The organism is Bacteroides sp. MSSM.1001136sp1_RTP21357st2_D2_RTP21359_211015 (genome assembly GCF_040913205.1).
GTDB classification, from domain to species: Bacteria; Bacteroidota; Bacteroidia; order Bacteroidales; family Bacteroidaceae; genus Bacteroides; species Bacteroides ovatus.
In genome coordinates this window covers 23,540-43,523 of record NZ_JBDFVF010000020.1, presented here as the reverse complement: position 1 = coordinate 43,523, position 19,984 = coordinate 23,540, and the positions used below count along the sequence as shown (strand labels likewise).

Genomic DNA, 19,984 nt, shown 5'->3' with positions numbered 1-19,984 from the left:
AGTTATAGGTTTTTCTCTTCTTATTTATAATAAGGAATAGAGTAAGGAATTCATGTTTCCATAAGCAGTTATTATTTTAAGGTGTCCGACAATTCATTTTTTTGGTTAATGCAAATTTATGGATAATATATCAAGCATAGGTGGAGATTTTGTTTCAAGCAATTGACAGGCGGTTACATACACTTGCATGTACGTTACAAGCTATTGCACACCCGTTACATACCCCTCCCAGAAGCATCCCTAAAGGGTTTGCACGTAACATCAGTAAAAGGAAAAGTAACAAAGCTAATGCTATTTTAATTTAATATAGTATCTTTGTCTATATAAAAAGCACCAATAAACCCTGCTTATATTAATGAGTATGAAAGCACAAATCCTATTCCTTTTTTCCATATACTGTTTCCTGATAGGAAGCACTCCTGTTATGAAAGCACAGACCGGCAAATTCTATTCAACAGACAAAGAACTTTCCAACAGTCTGATCAATGCCGTATATCAGGACCGGAAAGGATTTATCTGGATAGCTACCGAAAACGGACTTAATAAATTCGACGGGACACGTTTCTCGATCTATCGACATAATGCTACGGATAGCACCAGTTTGAAAAACAACTATGTACGGACATTATTCGAAGACAGTCGCGGTAATTTCTGGATCGGATGCATCAATGGCTTACAGCGATATGACCGCGCCACAGACAACTTTCACGAATTATTCATCTCTCGGAAAGACGGACGAAAGAATCCTCATATCACTTCCATTATTGAACGCCGGAACGGAGATCTTTGGATAGCAACTTCCGGACAAGGCGCCATATCCCTAAAAAAGAACAGCAATCCCGCCTCCTTCCATATCGAAACCGAACTGACAGACCGGATAGGTAGTAACTACCTGAATGTCATTTTCGAAGATTCCCGGCAAAATTTATGGATTGCTACAGAAGAAAAAGGACTTTACCGTTATTCTCCGGAAAGTAAAGAGCTTAAAAGCTATAAAGCACCTTATCATATAGCAGGTGATGACGTTTCTGCCATTTGTGAGGATGCACACGGACAAATTTTCGTAGGAACCTTGACAAAAGGTCTTTTCAGACTATCATCCCGACAGGAAGGAAACTTCGAACCTGTCCTCTACCAAAACCGGATGAATTTGAATATCCGGACTCTCATCATTGATACCCGTGGAAAACTTATCATAGGAACAGACGGTGAAGGAGTAAAAGAATATCAGCCTCAACAAGATATTATTGTGGACAGTGAGATTAATGCGGGTCCCTTTGACTTCTCCAAATCCAAGGTTCACTCGTTAATCGAAGATAAAGATCACAATTTATGGCTGGGCATTTTTCAGAAAGGTTTGATACTAGTGCCCGGCATTTCAAATAAGTTCGACTACTACGGCTACAAATCAATACACAACAACACCATTGGTTCCAGCTGTGTTATGGCTATTCATACAGATGAACAAGCTACAATCTGGATAGGTACGGATAACGACGGATTATATGCCATAAACGATCAGGGAAAACAATTACGCCATTACACCCATCAGGCAGGTAATCCCCAATCTGTCCCCGGCACTATCCTATGTCTCTATGAAGATTCCAATCAGGAACTTTGGCTAGGATCTTACTTCGATGGTCTGGCACGGATGAACAAACAAACCGGAACATGTCAAGATGCCACCTCGCTTTTACAAGGAAATCTTAACGCAGGCAAGCCCAAAGTTTCCTGCATCATTGAAGACAAAAACAAGAATCTCTGGGTGGGTACTTATGGTTCGGGCTTATACAAAATCAATTTACCAACTCAACATGTCACCTATTACGAATCTACCCGCAACGAAAACGATGACTGGAGCATCAACCGTCTTCCGAACGATTGGATCAGCTACCTACTGGAAGATAAAGAGGGAATGATATGGATCGGCACTTATAAAGGTCTGGCCGTACTCAATCCTCAAACGGACAATTTTATCAATTATAAAAAGCAAAACAATCTCCTCCCCGGGTATGTCGTTTACAGTTTATTGGAAAGTAGTAATGGAGAGATCTGGGCTGGTACTTCCGAAGGATTGGTCTGCCTGAATAAAGACAGACTAACACCTGTACTTTTCACTACTGCCGATGGACTCCCCAGTGATATTATTTGCGGCCTGGCTGAAGACGAGAAAAAAAATATATGGATCAGTACCCATCAGGGAATCTCCAAACTGAATCCTCCAGAAAAGAAGTTTATCAACTATTATGCAGGCGACGGTCTGCAAGGAAATGAGTTTACACGCACTGCTGTATTTAAAGATAAACGCGGCAAGATATTTTTTGGAGGTACCAATGGAGTAACAGCTTTCTACCCCCAGGATATCACCGAAATCAAAAAAGAAATGAATGTATTGATTACCGGCTTTCACGTTGCTAACCGCCCTGTGAAAAAAGGGGATAAATCCGGCAACAATGTCATCACTGATACTGCTGTCATGGATACCGAGCAATTTACACTGGCATATAATGAAAATACATTCAGCATTGATTTTTCTGTTTTGGAATTCAGCAATCCCGACCGGATTAGTTATCAATATAAGATAAAAGAATTAGGCGATGAATGGATCAGTACGCAACCGGGAACAAACCGGGTGACTTATAGCAGTCTGAAACCGGGGAAATACACTTTCTCCGTACAGGCACGCGACCATAATAATTTCTCTAATATCCGCACAGTTACTATTGCCATCACTCCACCCTGGTACCAGACCTGGTGGGCAAAAGTAATCTGGGGATGCCTCGGAGCATTACTAATCTATGCTCTTACCATGTATATTCTGTCACGTATCCGCCACCGGCAAGAAGTGATGCGACAAAAACACATGGAACAGATTAACGAAGCCAAATTACAATTCTTCATTAATATCTCACATGAAATACGTACCCCGATGACTCTTATCATCAGCCCGTTAGAGAAACTGTTAGCCGAACATTCCGAGAAACAACCGGTTTATCTCATGATTTACCGGAATGCCCAACGTATTCTACGTCTGATCAATCAACTGATGGACATACGAAAACTGGACAAAGGACAAATGCATCTGAAATTCCGGGAAACAGACATCGTAGGATTTATCAATGACTTGATGCAAACATTCAATTATCAAGCGCAAAAAAAGAACATCACATTTACTTTCGAAAAAGAACTGGAAGGTGCTGATTCTCTGAAAGTATGGATTGATCTAAATAACTTTGACAAAGTATTGATGAATGTCCTTTCCAATGCTTTCAAATATACACATGAGGGAGGAAATATCGAAGTGTTATTGAAAACCGGTCACAACGATGCCTACCGGGGTGCTTTGAAAGATTATTTCGAGATAGATATCACCGATAACGGAATCGGTATTGACAAAAACAAAATAGAACAAATATTCGAGCGTTTCTATCAGATTGACAACGACATGACACAATCTAATTTCGGTACAGGAATCGGACTGCATCTTTCACGGTCGTTAGTGGAACTGCACCACGGCATCATCAAAGCAGAAAACCGCGAAGACGGACAAGGAACCCGTTTCATCATCCGCCTGCCGTTAGGTAGTAATCACTTGAAAGCAGAAGAACTGGAAAATCCTGAAGAAACCGGAAGCGAACCAACAATCTCCCAACTTCCCAAAGATTCGATCTATGAAACGGAAGAAGAAAACAAAACTAACGAGTACAGGAAACACAAAGCAAAAACACGTTATCGCGTCTTAATCGTAGAAGATGATGAAGAAATACGCCGCTACATACGTAGCGAACTGGATAGTGATTTCCGTATCTATGAATGTACAAATGGACGGGAAGGACTGGAAACCATTTTGAAGGAGAAACCCGATCTCGTCATCAGTGATGTTATGATGCCCGAAATGGATGGGATCACTCTCTGCCGGAAAATAAAACAGAATATCAATATCAATCATATACCGATTATATTATTAACCGCCAAATCGAAAGCCGAAGACCAAATCGAAGGGCTTGAAATTGGAGCAGATGCTTATATCGTAAAACCATTCAACACTGAATTATTACGAACTACTATCAGTAATCTGATAGCCAATCGGGAAAGACTGCGTGGCAAACTGGTAGGTGAACAACAAGTAGAAGAAAAAATAACAAAGATAGAAATGAAGTCCAATGATGAGATCTTGATGAGTAAAGTAATGAAAACCATCAATGACCATCTTGCCGACCCTACCCTTAATGTAGAGATGCTGGCAGCCAACGTTGGAATGAGCCGCGTACATATGCACCGCAAATTAAAGGAGTTGACTAATCAGTCAGCACGAGATTTCATTCGTTCTATCAGACTGAAACAAGCTGCCAATCTGCTACGTGAGAAGAATCTAAGCGTTTCGGAAGTTGCATACGCTACAGGCTTCTCCAACCTCTCTCATTTTTCCAATACATTCAGAGACTTTTACGGAATTTCACCGAGTGAATATAAAGAACAACAGATGTAACAAACAGAATTAGACTTGTTACAAACAAGAATCTAAATTAGAAAGAAAGCCGTTATTGATATGACAAATAATGACTAAAGCTACTTATACATAATCAATGCAGACTGTCCGGGAATAATTACTTCCGGTCCGATCTGCGTACCTAATCCACGCACATCTATCACACCATCTTTGCATACCACTGTATATTTACCAACAGGCACTTCCAAACGCGCAGGAGTCATACGAGAATTAAACGCCACGATAATATCTTCCCAACTATCTCCGTTCGCATGATCCTTCAGGCGGAATGCAATCAGGTTTTGTCCTTCCACCGGAAGAAACTCCAGATGCTTCCGAACCTTTTCCGCATCTCCCATACGGAAAGCGGGATGGGACTTACGCAGATCTATGAGTCGCTTATAATACATGAAAACATCTCCGTTCGTCGTTTTACGTCGCCAATCGATAGCATTGACTGCATCCGGACTCTTATAACTATTGTCCACTCCTTGTTTATCGCGCATCACTTCTTCTCCTGCATAGATAAAAGGAATACCTTGCGAAGTGAAGACTACCGTCTGCGCAAGCTTATCAAGTCGAACCAGTTGCTCGGGAGTAGCGCCCGGCATACTTGCTTTCAAGCGATCAACAAGGCACAAACCGTCATGGCAGGAAACGTAGCTAATCATCTGGGTAGGCTGCTCCGCCCACGGTTTCTGACTATAATTAACAGAATCACACCGTACTTGCGGATGCTCAATAGCACCCACAATACCGAATTTAACACTCATTTCTGCTCCCGGAACTCCGGCGAGGAAAGCCCCTTTCTCCTTTTTCCACACAGGTCCGCAAAGCCCATCACGCAATTCATCCGAGAATACGGCAATTCCCGGCATGTGGGAAACATTCCCTTTCATTGCCAACGAATCTGCCGGATATTGGGGATTGTCTGCTGCCCAACCTTCTCCATAAATACAAATGGTAGGATCAACCTTGTTCACCGCTTTCCGGATCTCATTCATGGTTTCAATATCATGCACTCCCATCAAGTCAAAACGGAAACCATCAATATGATATTCTTTTATCCAATAAAGAACAGACTCTATCATAAACTTGCGCATCATAGGGCGTTCACTTGCCGTCTCATTACCGCATCCGGAACCATTTGCCAATGTCCCGTCTTCTTTCTGACGATAAAAATAACCGGGAACAGTACGCTCAAAATTACTTTCAACGGTATTAAAAGTATGATTATAAACCATATCCATTATCACACGGATACCAGCTCTATGCAGTGCTTGTACCATTTGTTTGAACTCTTTCACACGAGTGGCAGGTTGATAAGGATCAGTTGAATAAGAGCCATCCGGCACATTATAATTCGCCGGATCATATCCCCAGTTATAGTGGTTTTCTTCCAGTTTTGTTTCGTCGATAGAAGCATAATCAGAAGAAGGAAGAAGATGTACATGTGTCACTCCCAGTTCTATCAAGTGATCGATACCGGTCAATAACTTATCTGAATTCATGGTCCCGTGTTCAGTCAATGCGAGGTATTTACCTTTATTCTTAATTCCCGAAGTAGAATCAACCGAGAAGTCACGATGATGCATTTCATAGATAATCATATCAGCAGGAGATTTCAGAGAAGGACGTCTGTCACTCTCCCATCCCTCGGGATTTGTAGTCTTCCAGTCAATAATGGCAGCACGTTTCCCATTCACTCCGACAGCATGGGCATTGATTCCCGGCGTGTCTCCCTGCCATTTATCATTGATTTTTACATTGAAGGCATAGAATTTGCCAAGCAGGTTCTCATCTACTGAAGTTGTCCAGGTTCCATCTTCTGTGGGCTCCATCTTTACTGTTTCATAAGCATGTCCGCCTTCACCGGCATCATATAGCATCAGGCGTACTTCTTCTGCAGTTGGTGACCAAAGATAAAATTTGGTTGCCAACGGCGTATATTCCATTTCCGTAAGACTTCCCGTACGAACCGGATACAGCTCAAAAGAAGCATATTCCTTTTTCGCAGGGGAGCAGCTCATTACTGTTGTCACTGTAGTCACCCCTAATATTGCTAAATAATTACTTCCCATCTTCATTTAAACCTCCCCTAGATATTTCCTTTATATCTATCCCTATAATCAGTCGCTTTACTTCACCTTATCTGGATTCTTCGCTATAAAATCCTTCCAGCTATTATAACCTTTTTCCATGGTCGGCCGCCCCATTTGCAGGAAATGACAATAGGCTGCCGCCAATCCGTCTGTTGCATCCATAAAAGTAGGCATATCCTCTTTTGGAAAGCGCAACATCCGCTGCAACATATCCGCTACCTGTTCTTTTGATGCCTGCCCGTTTCCGGTGATAGCCATCTTTATCTTCAAAGGAGCATATTCCGTAATCGGAATGTCCCGGCTCAACGCCACTGCCATCGCTACCCCCTGTGCACGGCCCAACTTCAACATCGATTGTACATTTTTACCGAAGAAAGGCGCTTCAATAGCCAGCTCATCAGGCAGATAACTTTCAATAATACTCAATACCCGTTCATGGATATGGCGAAGTTTCAGATAGTGGTTGGCAAATTTACGCAAGTCGATAATCCCCATCGCAATCATTTCAGGCTTGGTTCCTTTCACTCTTAGAACACCGTATCCCATGATTGTCGTACCGGGGTCAATCCCCAGGATTATCTTTTCTTTTACCGGTTGAATCACTCTATCACCTCCATCAGGGTCGGAAATCCGATCACTTTATCTTTAAATATTTTTGCCAGTTCGTCATTCAAACGTACTCCCTGTTCCAAATGCCAACGATGCAGTAACCCGCTGCTTTCCACCTCCCATTGCAAAGAATACGCACTTCCTTCTTCCCGGTGACTTAATATCCGGCAAATGCGGGGTGCCTTCAACGCACCGTGTTTCTGTACTTCAGGGATATAACTTTCTTTTATCCAAATCATGAAATTGTCGTGAACATCCTCGTCCACTTGAAAAGTTGTATTATAAATCAGCATATCTTAATTTCATACTATTATTTACCGCAAACATAGCAATTATTTCAGAATAATGCATTATATTTGCGGCAACAAAAAAAGATTCGTTTACAAACGTTATCATATAAGACAAAAAAGGGGCGTTAGCTCATCTGGCTAGAGCGTAACACTGGCAGTGTTAAGGTGATCGGTTCGAGTCCGATACGCTCCACAAACATCGCAGAAGGGTTCTAAAACAGAACTCTTTTTTCTTTTTTTATAACTATTCCATCCCTCTATTCCCTTCAAAAGAAAAACTCATAGAAAAAAACGCCTAAATCTCCCATGTTTCCGGCCTTACAGCTGCATTTCCGACTGAACATCTACACTTTCAAAAAGATATCGAATACCTACAAATAGGTATTTCAATGACGTTTTATCATAAAAACATAAACAAGAAGTATTATATCTTAAGATTTTTATGTTATTTTGCATTGCATAATTCTATTATAAAAATGAATCATTTAACGGATAAAGAATTAGTAAGTCTATTCAGTACGGATAAAGAGAGGGCCTTCAACCTTTTCTTTCAGCGTTACTATATCCGTTTATGTATGTATGCAGTACAGATTACGGATGACTTTTCCGAATCCGAAGATATCGTTCAAAGTTTTTTTATTTCATTTTGGGAAAAGAAGCTCTATAAAACCATTACTGACAATCTGAAAGGATATGCCTATCTCTGTATTCGCAATGCATCACTGAAATTCATTGAAAAACGAGAAAAGATAGACTCCAGCGATATTCTTCTCAACGAAGAAGAATACCTATATATATGTGAAAGCCTTGAAGAGAATGAACGTGAACAAAAAGAAAAGGAGTTGGAAAAAGCTTTAGCAGCATTGCCCGAACAAGAAAAGAAAGCACTCTATGGTGTCGTTATTGAAAACAAAAGCTATAAAGCAGTAGCCAGTGAACTGCATATCAGCGTCAATACATTAAAGACTTATCTTGCCAGAGCGATGAAGAAACTGCGTAAAAACGAGAAATTACTTCTAGTATCTTTATTCTTGATAAACCTTTCATAAATCTTCCAAGAAAAAAAGTCTCTCGTTTTTGACACCCATTTTACACAATTCCGGATCATATAATAAAACGAGAGAAAAGATGAATCAAGAAGATCATAATAAAACGGAGAAAAATCTGATTACTTTGCTCAACTGGTACCGGTTGAAACGGGTAAATGAATTTGCGGCACAATGCGATGAAGCACAAGCATGGGAATCAATCCAGCAACGCATCCGCCACCGTAAACGGATACGAATGTACACCTATTGGAGCAGCACTGCCGCTGCCTGCCTGTTAATAGCAGCTTTCAGTTTTTACACACTCACAGAATATGACCAATCTCTATTTGCACACAGAGGGGAACAGAAAGCAACCCTGTTTGTAAATAACGGAGAATCTTACGACCTGCTGTCGCAAGATAAATCCATATTCAATGCAAACGGCATGCAAGTTGCTCAAAATACAGAAAAAGAATTAAGATACGACACTCAAACGAGTATACAAAAGAATGCAGAAAAGCATATTTTAAATGTACCCAGAGGAGGAGAATATAAACTCGTGCTTTCAGACGGTACACGCGTACACGCCAATGCCGAAAGCCGTCTTACTTATCCCGTTTCTTTTACCGGTAATAAAAGAGAAGTCTACCTCACAGGAGAAGCTCTCTTTGAAGTTGCCAAAGATACGCTCCATCCTTTCATTGTACATACCCCGTACGGTATAGTAGAAGTAGTAGGAACACGGTTTAATGTCAATACTTACGAGAAGAATCAAACTACCGTAACCTTGGAAGAAGGAGCCGTAAAAGTATACTGCGAGGAAAAGAAAGGGACAGAACAAAAATCTCTTTCACCCGGTGAACAAGCTGTCATACAATCAAAAACAATTAATACACAAACAGTTCAGGTACAGGAATATACTTCCTGGGCAAACGGTATATACGAATATACCGATACGTCACTGGAAACTATTGTGCAACAACTTTCGCGCTGGTATAACGTCAACATAACCTTTACCGACCCGCAATTGCGTGAACGAAAGTTTGCAGGAGTCATCTTCCGCGACCAACCATTACAAAAAGCAGTAGATATATTATCCAAAGTTTCTAATGTACACTTCAGACAGAAGGGAAATGTTATTGAGATAACAGAGAACCGTCCCCAATATTAAACAGGAAAAAGCGTTGTTCAAATATGAAAAAATATCTTTTAATCCGGATGATGCAAACAGTAGCCATTATCCTGTTTGCCGCCAATGTATCGGCACAAAACCAAAATGTGGTCATATCAGTACGGAATATCCCGGTACGTACCGCACTGACCCAGATTCGGCAAGCTGCCAATGTACATTTTGTCTATGAAGAGAAGAATATTAATAGCCAACAGACTGTAACACTCAATTATCCGCAAGGGACATCATTGAACACTTTACTCAACAACCTTTGCAAGCAAATAGGACTGACGTACGAAATCAATGAATCCGTTATTCTACTCTATCCTGCTCAAAAGCAAACCACCACTCATGACATCCATATCCTGTTATTGGAAAGGGGAAACAAACAGCCGCTACCAATGGCAACCTGCATTCTCAATCCGCTAGGAGCTTATGCCGCAACCGACATGGAGGGAAAGGCAGTACTAAAAAACGTCCCCACAGGAAAATACATATTAAATATTTCGTATGTAGGCTTCGAGACTGTGCAACGGGAAATCAACGTTGAACAAAACCTGGATCTGACGATCCGCATGTCTCCCACTTCGCTAGCTTTGAAAGAGGTAGTAGTGGTAGCAAAACAAAATGCGGCCGGAGAATCTACCAGCTCCATTATAGGCAGACAAGCGATAGACCATTTACAGGCTATGAGCCTTGATGACGTGATGCAACTCATACCGGGACACTTAATGAAAAATACAGATTTAACGTCCCGTTCCAATGTGCAGCTCCGTACTCTTGTTAACAATAACACCAATGCCTTCGGTTCGAGTATCATAATGGACGGAGTTCCCATGTCCAACAATGGTACACTATCGCAAGGAGGATTTTCAAGTACCGCATTTGTCGGAACAGACTTACGCCAAATTAGCGCGGACGATATTGAATCCGTAGAAATAATCCGTGGTATTCCTTCTGCCGAATACGGTGATTTAACCTCCGGACTTGTAGTTGTTCATTCCAAAATCGGACAAACACCCTGGCAGATCAAGGGAAAGATAAATCCCGGAACAATGAATTACTCGCTCGGTAAAGGATTGCGTTTAAACAAAGATGCCGGTATCCTGAATTTCAATCTCGACTATGCACAAGCATGGGGAGATCCACGCCAGAAAACAAAGTCATTCGACCGTTACACCTTTAGCTTGGGATACAGCAAAGATTTTTCACGTATCTGGCATACAGACACAAAGGTACGTTACATGATGGGTAAAGACTGGAATGGAAAAGACCCGGATGCCATCGACGACGGCACTTTTCAAAAGAATCGCAACCAGCTGTTCTCACTAAGCCATAATGGCAAACTATCAATTAATAAACCATTCTCACGTACTGTTAATTACACATTAGGTGTCAGCTATACTCAAACAGAGATGGAAAAGAGCGCCATTGTTGCCAATTCGTCCGGGTTGCTACCGATACTTACTGCCACAGAAACAGGGTATTATAATGTGCCTTTCGAGCAAAGCTCCTATCAGGCAAGCGGAGGTTCCCTTAGCCGTCCCGGAAATGTATATGCCAAAGTCAGCAACACGTTCTTCGTAAAATCAAAGAAAACATATCAGAACTTCAAAATGGGAGTGGAATACCACTACGACTGGAATAATGCCCGCGGATATTATAATGATGACGACCGTTACCCATTGCAACCCAACAGTAACGGACGTCCCCGTCCTTTCTCCGATATTCCGAGCATCCATCAGATGGCCGCTTACATAGAAGATAACTTCCGTTGGGATATATCAGAAAACAGATTTCTGAAAATACAGTTAGGCGGACGTTTCACCACTTTACAGCCGTGGGCGGATGAAGCAACCTTTTCTTTCTCTCCCCGTGTAAATGCTTCGTTCTCCGTCAACAAATGGCTAAATATCCGTGGAGGATTCGGACTCAACTCAAAAACTCCCGGTTTGGATTATCTCTATCCCGACAAAAAGTACATCGACCGTGTAGCTGCCAATTATATGCCTCAAGACGACAAAGTCGGACAAATATTAATGTACCACACCCAAGTGTACAACGTGCAACGAACTAAAGGATTGAAGAATGCGACCAATCGCAAATGGGAGGCAGGGTTCGACATAAAGTTATCGGACAAGCATAAATTAAGCCTCATCGGTTATCATGATAAAACCGCTAACGGATTCGGATCGGCCACAGAATATTTTACGTATACAGCCAACTATTATTCTGCGGAAAAAGGACTGATTATCACTCCTGGACAAGCCACAAAAATAGATTGGGATAATCCAGAACGCACGGACCTTGTACTCAGTACGACCGGTAAAATAGGAAACACGAATGTCTCTATCAATAAAGGGATAGAAATGGACTTTGACTTCGGCGAGATTCCGGCACTGCACACTTCATTCTATCTGTCAGGAGCATATATGGAATCCAAGACTTACTCTACAGACATCAACAGTAGCAATCCTACCGATCTACCTACTGAATATCAGGTAACCAATACCATTCCATTCAAAATTGTATATCCATCCGGGCTAAACTATAGCACTTACCGCCGCTTTACGAACACTCTGCGGATTGTGACCAATATCCCGGCACTGCGTATGGTAGCTTCGTTCTCAACACAAGCCATCTGGTACAATTATTCCAAGAGCAACAATCCTCCGATGGACCCCATCGGATGGATAGACACAGACCTCTCTTATCATGAAATAACAGCAGATATGCTGGCAGATGAGAACTACAAAATAAAAGGGGTATCATTGAAAAGCCAACGCAAGAATCCTAAAGACAATGTGCCAAGCAAAGCCCCTATTACATGGTTAATGGCGGGACGCCTCACCAAGGAGCTGGGCAATATAGGCGGCATTTCATTCTATGCCAACAACATACTCTTTTACGAACCTTTTCTCAAAAACTCTACCTCCAACACGCTAGTACAGCGTAATACAGGTAATTTCAGTTTTGGTGTCGAATTATTCTTTAATTTATAAATCACAATATGAATAGAACAATTTCTTTTATTACAAAAATGATGTTTGCGGCTGTCACAGTTATCATGGCTGCATGTTCCTCTGACGACAATGCCACACAAGCATTGACCGTACAAGTGAAAGTATCCATGCCCGAAGGATTCAAGTCCGACATTCTATATACAGGGCACACTGTTACAATGGGTAAATACACTGCCATTACAAACGAAAAAGGTATAGCCACTTTCGAAGGAGTGATTCCCGATTTGTATGACATCTCTACTTCCTGCGAAATCACTGCAGAAGAATATGAAGAAATGACAGGCAACGATCCGCAAAATGAAAATTATGTGATTTCCGGCAGTCTATTGAAATATACTGTCGGCTCGTCAACAACCATCGAACTTCAAACAAGTATTTCTGCCAAACAATCAATTGTTATCAGCAAAGTTTACTATGCAGGAACCAAAGACAACAATAATAAAAATTATCTGGCAGGAAAGTACATTGAGTTCTTTAATAACTCGGACCAAACCGTTGATATAGCCGGACTTTATTTCGGACTGGTAGAGTCGGAAAGTACTCCTGCATATACGCTTGGCTCCACACCGGAATATATTTACCTAAAGCAGATTTACCGTTTCCCATCTAATGGAGTCACAGAAGTTGCACCGGGAGCCTCGATAATCGTTGCCAATAGTGCCATCGACCATACAGGAAATAATGAAGTAGATTTATCCAAAGCCGACTTTGAAGCTAAAGATACGCAAGGGAAAACAACCAACAATCCTGCAACCCCGGCTGTAGAACTGATATATACAACATTTCCCACAATCAGTAATATGAATCTGGTACAAGGTGGTCCCTGTTCTGTTGTATTATTCAGTACGGATGAAGATGTAACCTCATGGGAAACTGTATACGTTGACGGTAAAGATAAAGGAAGCAAGTTTGTCAAAACCCCTGTAAAATACATAATGGATGGTGTAGAATGTTTGAAAAACAAAAGTACGGGAGTAGATAAAAATTCCAAACGTCTTTACAACTACATTGATGCAGGCTATCAATACACGGAGGCTACCACCGGATATACCGGAGAAGTAGTCTACCGCAAAACAGCCAAGACAGAAAACGGGCGCACCATTCTTGCTGATACCAATAACAGCAGTAATGACTTTGCCGTATCAGCTGAAATCAAACCGAGGGAATACAAATAATAGAAAATAAAAGAGACTGTGCCCCAAGAACATATAACCTTCCGGTACAGTCTCTCTTCAACTACTTCACGAAATAATTAAACCAATTCAGAAATGATGATGAACCATCGATATATACTCTTTACCGGTCTGATGGTAACTGCACTGTGCATACATGCCCAAGATATCGAATTACAGACAAAAGAAAAATACGAGTACGCCGATGCTACCCAGTTATGGAGACGTACCCTGAATCCTGCCGGGCTCTCTTTGGATACGCTGACCAACCGGGGAATCAGTTATTTCGAATTCTCTCATCAGCAAGGCACACACTATCGGGTTCAGGACGGTGATGAGCAAAACAAATTATTGTTCACTTCGGAACGATACCAAAAAATTGGGAAATATCTCTACGGATACGGGCGTTTTACCTTTGACATGGGACGGCAATTCAACCGTTCATGGAGCGACGTATTGCGTAGCCACCACTCCAATCCTTACTTTTCAGGAAGCTCCATCAAAGGAAAGTACGACTTCCAGAACTTCGACCTCTCGGCAGCGTTAGCCACTCTGCCTATCAAAAACTTCACTTTCGGCGCACGACTGGATTATAAAGTAGGAGATCTTTCCCGACTGAAAGACCCCCGTTCACGCACCAATCTGGCAGACTATCAACTGACTCCTGCCGTCACCTACACGTGGAACAAACACTCGCTGGGTCTTAGCGGTTATTACCATCGCAGAAAAGAAAAAATCCCTAACATCACCACCGTACAAACCGATCCGAACCTCAAATACTACACCTTCACCGGAATGGAAAATACTGATGGTACCACTGGTGGTTACTCCGGTTTTGAACGTGAATTCGTCAACCATGAATTTGGCGGTGAATTGTCTTATCAATATAAAAACGAACGGATTCAAACACTTACCACCCTTTCATACGCCAAAGGCAACGAAGACGTATGGGGAGACATCAAATATTCACCGGGAAAATATCACACCACCACCTACAACCTGCTTTCTATGAACCGGATCAAATCCGGACGCACAGAACACATCATCGACATTTCCATTAACTATCAGACCGGAAAAGCCGACGAATACCGTCAGGAAAAAATAATAGAAAAAGATCCGGTAACAGGTATCGAATCTTCCTACTGGAACACACTTCTCACGTACGACGAACGTTACACCGTCGATTTACTCAATGCCAATCTGCACTACCGCCTGTTGTGGAGTAATCATCACACTGGAGAAGCCACAGCCTACGCAGGCGCACGCGCCTATTTCCAATCGGTAGAAGATCAATACAATCTTCCGTCTTCATCGCTTACAGTCCGACAGGCAACTATCTGCATGGAGGGCGGATATTCATTCCTGCGCAAAAACAACCGTTCATTATGGATAGAAGCAGAAGCCGGATATCACATTTCGCTATCATCGGACCTGTCACTCAACGATCCGTCCACTGAATACGCCCAAAGTGTGCTTTTACCCGACATGACCTATTATGGAGCATCGTATGCGCACGGAAAACTGCAAATACAATATCAAATGCCTGTAACTATAAAGAAACACACCAACGTGTGGTTCGTCAAAGCCACAGGAGCATATCTGAAGACCGACAAGAAAACCGATTCCAAAATGTTCGGAATAAGTCTCGGATTGTACCATTAACCTTCCTCACCTCACAAAAACCAACCAGAAAATTTACACCAATCATGATGAGAATTGCCAATAACAAACTTCGGTTGCTACTCCTGCTGCTCTTTCCCACCCTCCTTTGGGGTAACTCTGCCCCCATGTTTCACATCCGGCAAAACACCAAAGGATGTTTTGTAGAAATACCCAAACGGTTGATAAACCGGGATTTTCTGTTAGCAGCCCGTGTGATGACCGTCAGTTCTCCCAATAATAAAGTTAAACTTTATGCAGGCCAGCGACTTTATGATCCGGTATGGATACGTTTGAAATATGACAAAGAACAGTTATATTTATTACGTCCCGACTCCAAGAACTTATGCGAGGATACAACTCATCTCTCGTATCCAGCCTATGCGCGCAATGCTATCACTCCCATAGCGGAATCCTGGAAAATAGAACAGGAGACAGACAGCTCGATTGTTGTAAACTGGAGCAAATTTCTTAGTGAGCCCATAGAAGGTGTAGACCCTTTTGGAGGGAAAACGTCACCAGGACGTTCCCTGCCCCAACTCAATAAAATACTTCAGGTAGACGTCCACGAAAAGAACCTGGAAGTCAGCGTACAGTATGGTTTTGAAGGAACCACCCAACCTTTCCTCACTACGATACGGAAATCGCTGTTACTACTGCCAGAGCAACCCATGCAACCACGTATACACGATGCCCGGGTAGGATATGACAATATCCCTAAACGGAAATTCAACTTCGATACTCCCTCAATCGCAGCGGAAAACTACATCACCCGCTTCCGGATTGTCCCCTCTCCTAAAGATGTACGCAGTTATTTGCAAGGCAAACAAGTGAAGCCTCAACAACCCATCGTTTTTTATATAGACGATGCCTTCCCTCCTCTTTGGAAAAAAGCCATACGCAAAGGAATACTGGATTGGAACAAAGCATTCGAAGAGATTGGCTTTAAAGAAGTTATGCAAGCAAAGACATACGCCGAAGCCGGACCGGAGTTCGATCCGAACGATATACGTTTCAACTGTTTCCGATATGTAGTCAGCGATTTCCCGAACGCAATGGGAAAACACTGGGTAGACCCGCGTTCAGGAGAAATTCTGCAAGCAGACGTATTGTTTCACAGTAATGTCATAGCCCTGCTACGCAAATGGTATTTCCTGCAAACATCAGCCTACCATCCTGCGGCACGCACGAAAACACTACCGGATGACATAACGGCACAATTAATCCGTTACGCCGCCGCCCATGAGATAGGTCACTGCCTCGGACTGGAACATAATTTCAAAGCCTCGTATGCCTATAATACAGAAGACCTGCGTCGTCCGGAATTTACAGAACGTTACGGCACCACCCCGTCCATCATGGATTATGCCCGGTTCAATTATGTCGCCCAACCGGGAGACGGCGTCCGTTACGTATTACCTCCCCTGTTGGGAGTATACGACCGATACGCCATCCGTATCGGATACGCCTATCTCTCCCGCGAGAACACCCGAACTGTAGCCGGATGGATAGATGAAAAACAAAACGACCCCATGTATCATTGCGGACGCATGGCACCGAGCACCATCCCCACTGATCCTACCGTTCAAACCTCCGATCTCGGTAATGACCCCGTCGCATCGGCAACCTACGGAATCCGCAACCTTCAACAAATATTGACGCAATTGCCGGAATGGAACAAAAAACGTCTGACAGATAACCCGTTTGAGGAGATGCCCGCCACCTATACCGATTTGCAGCAAGCCTATTTCGACCATCTGGAACGTGTGATTCCTTTTATTGGTTTCTCCGATGAAGTATCCGGAAAAGCTGTCGAATTTCTTTGGAAAGAACTGCTTGGCGGATACAACTTCCTACGGACGGATGCCGTATGCAAATATGCCGGCAACCCAACCGAAGCCATCATAAAAGCACAAAAGACAATTATTGAAAAGATGTTTGGCAGAATCATTGCCGAACGAATCTCTTCGAACGAAACACCAGCAGGATTTACCTACGCCCATTATCTGGAAGTCTCTGCCAACTATCTTTTTACGGACAAGACACCGGACATATTCACACGACATTTGCAGGAAAGCTATCTCCAGACCTTGCAATCATTGCTAACAGAAGCACGTACCTCCTCTTTCAGTGTACTCTTCTCCCCTACGGTCAGCGAGCATCTTACCCGCATCCGCGAACAGTTAACAACTAATCCTTCTACCTGGAATAATTATTTAAAAAACAAAATACAATGAAGCTAACTACCATTATTTCCGCCTTCTACCTCTTCTGCCTGTTGTGCATACAGCCCGTGCATGCCGATGGAGGCTTCTGGCTGCCTACTCAAATACAAGGAAAAGTACACCAGGCAATGAAAAAACAGGGATTGCGCCTTAGTGAAAAAGATATTTACGACATCAACCAGTCGTGTCTGTCGAATGCTATCCTTTCATTAAGTTATGACAACAGTACATTTTCTCCCTCTGCCAGTGCCTCTTTCATCTCCGGTGAAGGACTGGTATTGACCAACTTCCACTGTGTCGCACGTTATCTCGAACATATCTCCGATGCAAACCACGATTACGTGAAGCATGGCTGCTGGGCTACCCAACGCAGCGAAGAGACTTATCTTCCGAACTTACAGGTCAATCAATTAATCACTATCAAAGACGTAACGACAGAAATCACACAAGATACCGGAAATCTTACCGATCAGGCACTTACCCAAAAGATCAACGAGAACGGGAATAAAATTGTCAAATCCCAAGCCAAAGGTCGTGGTGTAGAAGGAAAAATCTACTCCTTATTTGGTGGCAGACAATACATCCTGGCTGTCTTCCGCTGCTTCAAGGATGTGCGTATCGTAGCCGCTCCCCCCATCTCGATAGGGAAATTCGGAGGCGACACAGACAACTGGCAATGGCCCCGTTACTCCGCCGATTTCGCTATCTTGCGCGTTTATGCCAACGATAAAAACCAACCGGCAGCCTACAACAAGCAGAACCGCCCCTATCAACCCGACGCTCATTTGTCTATCTCTACCAAAGGAGTGAAACCCGATGATTTTGTGATGGTTGCCGGATATCCTGCACAAACAAGACAATATGTCCCTTCGTTCGCCCTTGAGAAAATTGTATTCAAAGACACGCAAGCAGAAGCAGATATTGCCAAAATCAAGCTCGACTTCTACACACAACGTAAAGAAACGGCTGCCGACTCGCTTTATTCCTACTATAACATTAAGGCCGGAAGTGCTGCTAATGTCTATCTAAAATCAATTGGTGAGATCAGTGGTGTGAAAGAATCCGGCATCATTGCCCGGAAACAGCAGGAGGAACAGGCGATGACAGGATGGATTCTGTCTGATGACACCCGTACGCAACGCTACGGGGCAACATTGCTCGATGATATGAAAGCAAACTACGAACGTCTTACCCAACTGAACTTCACAGACCAGATGTTTCGCGAAGTCGCACTTTATGGTGCCAACGTCATTCCTTTTGCCGGAAAATTTGAAAAACTGGTGCAAATGGAACAAAGAAAAAGCAAGAATGTAAAGACTGCCATGAAAGGAGAAATCCGCAAACTGAAACCGCTTACCGTAGCATTCTATCGTGATTTCAGACCTGAAGACGACAAATATATCATGAAAAAGATGTTGGCTTATTATCTGGAACACGTAGATTCTATTTTCTACTCCACAGCATTGAAAAAGGTAGAAAAGCATTACCCTCAACATCTTTCTGCCTATATAGACAGCCTGTACGATCATTCCCCCCTGCGTAATCAAGAAAGTATGCTCGCACTTCTAGACAGTGTACCGACACAAGGAACAGCTGCACTGTCACAAGATGGGCTGTATCAGTTGTCACTCGGTTTCTATCTGGTGTATGTAGAAAAAATAAACCGTTTGAAACAAGCGTATCAGAATAAAAACATGAAACTCTACTCTTTGTATCTGCAAGCATACGCTGAAAAGAACAAGGGGACACAAATTGCATTTGACGCCAACCGCACCCTGCGTTATTCTACGGGAAAAGTAAAGGCAGCCGTTCCCAGCGAAGGAGTCATCTATACTCCATTTACAACTGTTGACGGAATGCTCAGCCGTCATCGCCTTTATGCCGGAAACAAGGACTTCAATCTGCCGGCACGTTTCGTCAAACTCATCGAACACCGCCAACCCAGTAACTACTTTAGCCAGAAAGTGACACCCACCTGTTGTTTCCTGACAGATGCACATACCACTTCTGGTAGTTCGGGCAGTCCGGTATTGAATGCCAAAGGAGAAGTGGTGGGTATCAACTTCGACCGTATCTGGCAGGGACTTAGTTCCGACTACGAAACTGTAGGAAATGAGAAAAGTCGTAACATCGCAGTAGATATCCGCTATGTGTTATGGACTTTGGAGCAATATTCACGTTCCCAATACATATTAGACGAATTGGACATTCACTAA

Annotated in this window: 11 protein-coding genes and 1 tRNA gene; 9 read left to right on the top strand and 3 right to left on the bottom strand. The window is 42.7% G+C overall.

Annotated elements, in window-relative coordinates:
• Positions 1 to 355 precede the first annotated feature (355 nt).
• Positions 356 to 4,489, top strand: coding sequence for a two-component regulator propeller domain-containing protein (locus tag AB5217_RS13925; RefSeq protein WP_004326480.1), 4,134 nt, complete (start codon positions 356 to 358; stop codon positions 4,487 to 4,489).
• A gap of 80 nt (positions 4,490 to 4,569) precedes the next feature.
• Here AB5217_RS13925 and pulA read toward each other — a convergent pair whose 3' ends face one another.
• Genes pulA through AB5217_RS13910 form a run of 3 tightly spaced genes read right to left on the bottom strand, consistent with a single transcriptional unit; the run spans position 4,570 to position 7,493 of the window.
• Positions 4,570 to 6,576 (bottom strand): type I pullulanase, encoded by a 2,007-nt coding sequence (gene pulA, locus AB5217_RS13920; RefSeq protein WP_032844681.1) that lies wholly within the window; start codon positions 6,574 to 6,576, stop codon positions 4,570 to 4,572.
• A 51-nt stretch (positions 6,577 to 6,627) separates the two neighbouring features.
• Entirely contained in the window at positions 6,628 to 7,194 is a 567-nt protein-coding gene (gene ruvC, locus AB5217_RS13915; protein WP_004300848.1) for a crossover junction endodeoxyribonuclease RuvC, read from the bottom strand.
• The gene (locus tag AB5217_RS13910; RefSeq protein WP_032844683.1) at positions 7,191 to 7,493 is read right to left on the bottom strand and encodes a DUF4286 family protein; all 303 of its coding nucleotides are present in this window, start codon (positions 7,491 to 7,493) and stop codon (positions 7,191 to 7,193) included. Before AB5217_RS13910 ends, ruvC begins: the two co-directional genes overlap by 4 nt.
• Before the next feature lie 116 nt (positions 7,494 to 7,609).
• On the opposite strand from AB5217_RS13910, the gene AB5217_RS13905 reads away from it, so the two are divergent.
• The 8 genes from AB5217_RS13905 to AB5217_RS13870 all read left to right on the top strand — a co-directional run bounded on the left by AB5217_RS13905 (position 7,610) and on the right by AB5217_RS13870 (position 19,984).
• Positions 7,610 to 7,683: transfer RNA gene (locus tag AB5217_RS13905), tRNA-Ala, on the top strand.
• A 283-nt stretch (positions 7,684 to 7,966) separates the two neighbouring features.
• The gene (locus tag AB5217_RS13900) at positions 7,967 to 8,539 is read left to right on the top strand and encodes a sigma-70 family RNA polymerase sigma factor (protein ID WP_004321495.1); all 573 of its coding nucleotides are present in this window, start codon (positions 7,967 to 7,969) and stop codon (positions 8,537 to 8,539) included.
• A 79-nt stretch (positions 8,540 to 8,618) separates the two neighbouring features.
• Positions 8,619 to 9,689 (top strand): FecR family protein, encoded by a 1,071-nt coding sequence (locus AB5217_RS13895; RefSeq protein ID WP_004326998.1) that lies wholly within the window; start codon positions 8,619 to 8,621, stop codon positions 9,687 to 9,689.
• 23 nt (positions 9,690 to 9,712) lie between these two features.
• On the top strand, positions 9,713 to 12,691 hold the full coding sequence (locus AB5217_RS13890) for a TonB-dependent receptor (RefSeq protein ID WP_080598077.1): 2,979 nt from the start codon (positions 9,713 to 9,715) through the stop codon (positions 12,689 to 12,691).
• Positions 12,692 to 12,699: 8 nt separating this feature from the next.
• On the top strand, positions 12,700 to 13,887 hold the full coding sequence (locus tag AB5217_RS13885) for a DUF4876 domain-containing protein (protein WP_004327000.1): 1,188 nt from the start codon (positions 12,700 to 12,702) through the stop codon (positions 13,885 to 13,887).
• 93 nt (positions 13,888 to 13,980) lie between these two features.
• Complete coding sequence (locus AB5217_RS13880) at positions 13,981 to 15,546, top strand: DUF6850 family outer membrane beta-barrel protein (RefSeq protein ID WP_004300855.1); 1,566 nt, start codon at positions 13,981 to 13,983, stop codon at positions 15,544 to 15,546.
• Positions 15,547 to 15,590: 44 nt separating this feature from the next.
• A complete protein-coding gene (locus tag AB5217_RS13875; RefSeq protein ID WP_032854252.1) occupies positions 15,591 to 17,780 on the top strand; it encodes a zinc-dependent metalloprotease in 2,190 nt (729 codons plus the stop codon).
• Positions 17,777 to 19,984 (top strand): S46 family peptidase, encoded by a 2,208-nt coding sequence (locus AB5217_RS13870; RefSeq protein WP_032845008.1) that lies wholly within the window; start codon positions 17,777 to 17,779, stop codon positions 19,982 to 19,984. The genes AB5217_RS13875 and AB5217_RS13870 overlap by 4 nt, the downstream gene beginning before the upstream one ends.

Coding starts and splice junctions, on each gene's coding strand:
- AB5217_RS13925 (WP_004326480.1), top strand. CDS start 356: ATGAGTATGAAAGCACAAATCCTATTCCTTTTTTCCATATACTGTTTC.
- pulA (WP_032844681.1), bottom strand. CDS start 6,576: ATGAAGATGGGAAGTAATTATTTAGCAATATTAGGGGTGACTACAGTG.
- AB5217_RS13910 (WP_032844683.1), bottom strand. CDS start 7,493: ATGCTGATTTATAATACAACTTTTCAAGTGGACGAGGATGTTCACGAC.
- AB5217_RS13900 (WP_004321495.1), top strand. CDS start 7,967: ATGAATCATTTAACGGATAAAGAATTAGTAAGTCTATTCAGTACGGAT.
- AB5217_RS13895 (WP_004326998.1), top strand. CDS start 8,619: ATGAATCAAGAAGATCATAATAAAACGGAGAAAAATCTGATTACTTTG.
- AB5217_RS13890 (WP_080598077.1), top strand. CDS start 9,713: ATGAAAAAATATCTTTTAATCCGGATGATGCAAACAGTAGCCATTATC.
- AB5217_RS13885 (WP_004327000.1), top strand. CDS start 12,700: ATGAATAGAACAATTTCTTTTATTACAAAAATGATGTTTGCGGCTGTC.
- AB5217_RS13880 (WP_004300855.1), top strand. CDS start 13,981: ATGATGATGAACCATCGATATATACTCTTTACCGGTCTGATGGTAACT.
- AB5217_RS13875 (WP_032854252.1), top strand. CDS start 15,591: ATGATGAGAATTGCCAATAACAAACTTCGGTTGCTACTCCTGCTGCTC.
- AB5217_RS13870 (WP_032845008.1), top strand. CDS start 17,777: ATGAAGCTAACTACCATTATTTCCGCCTTCTACCTCTTCTGCCTGTTG.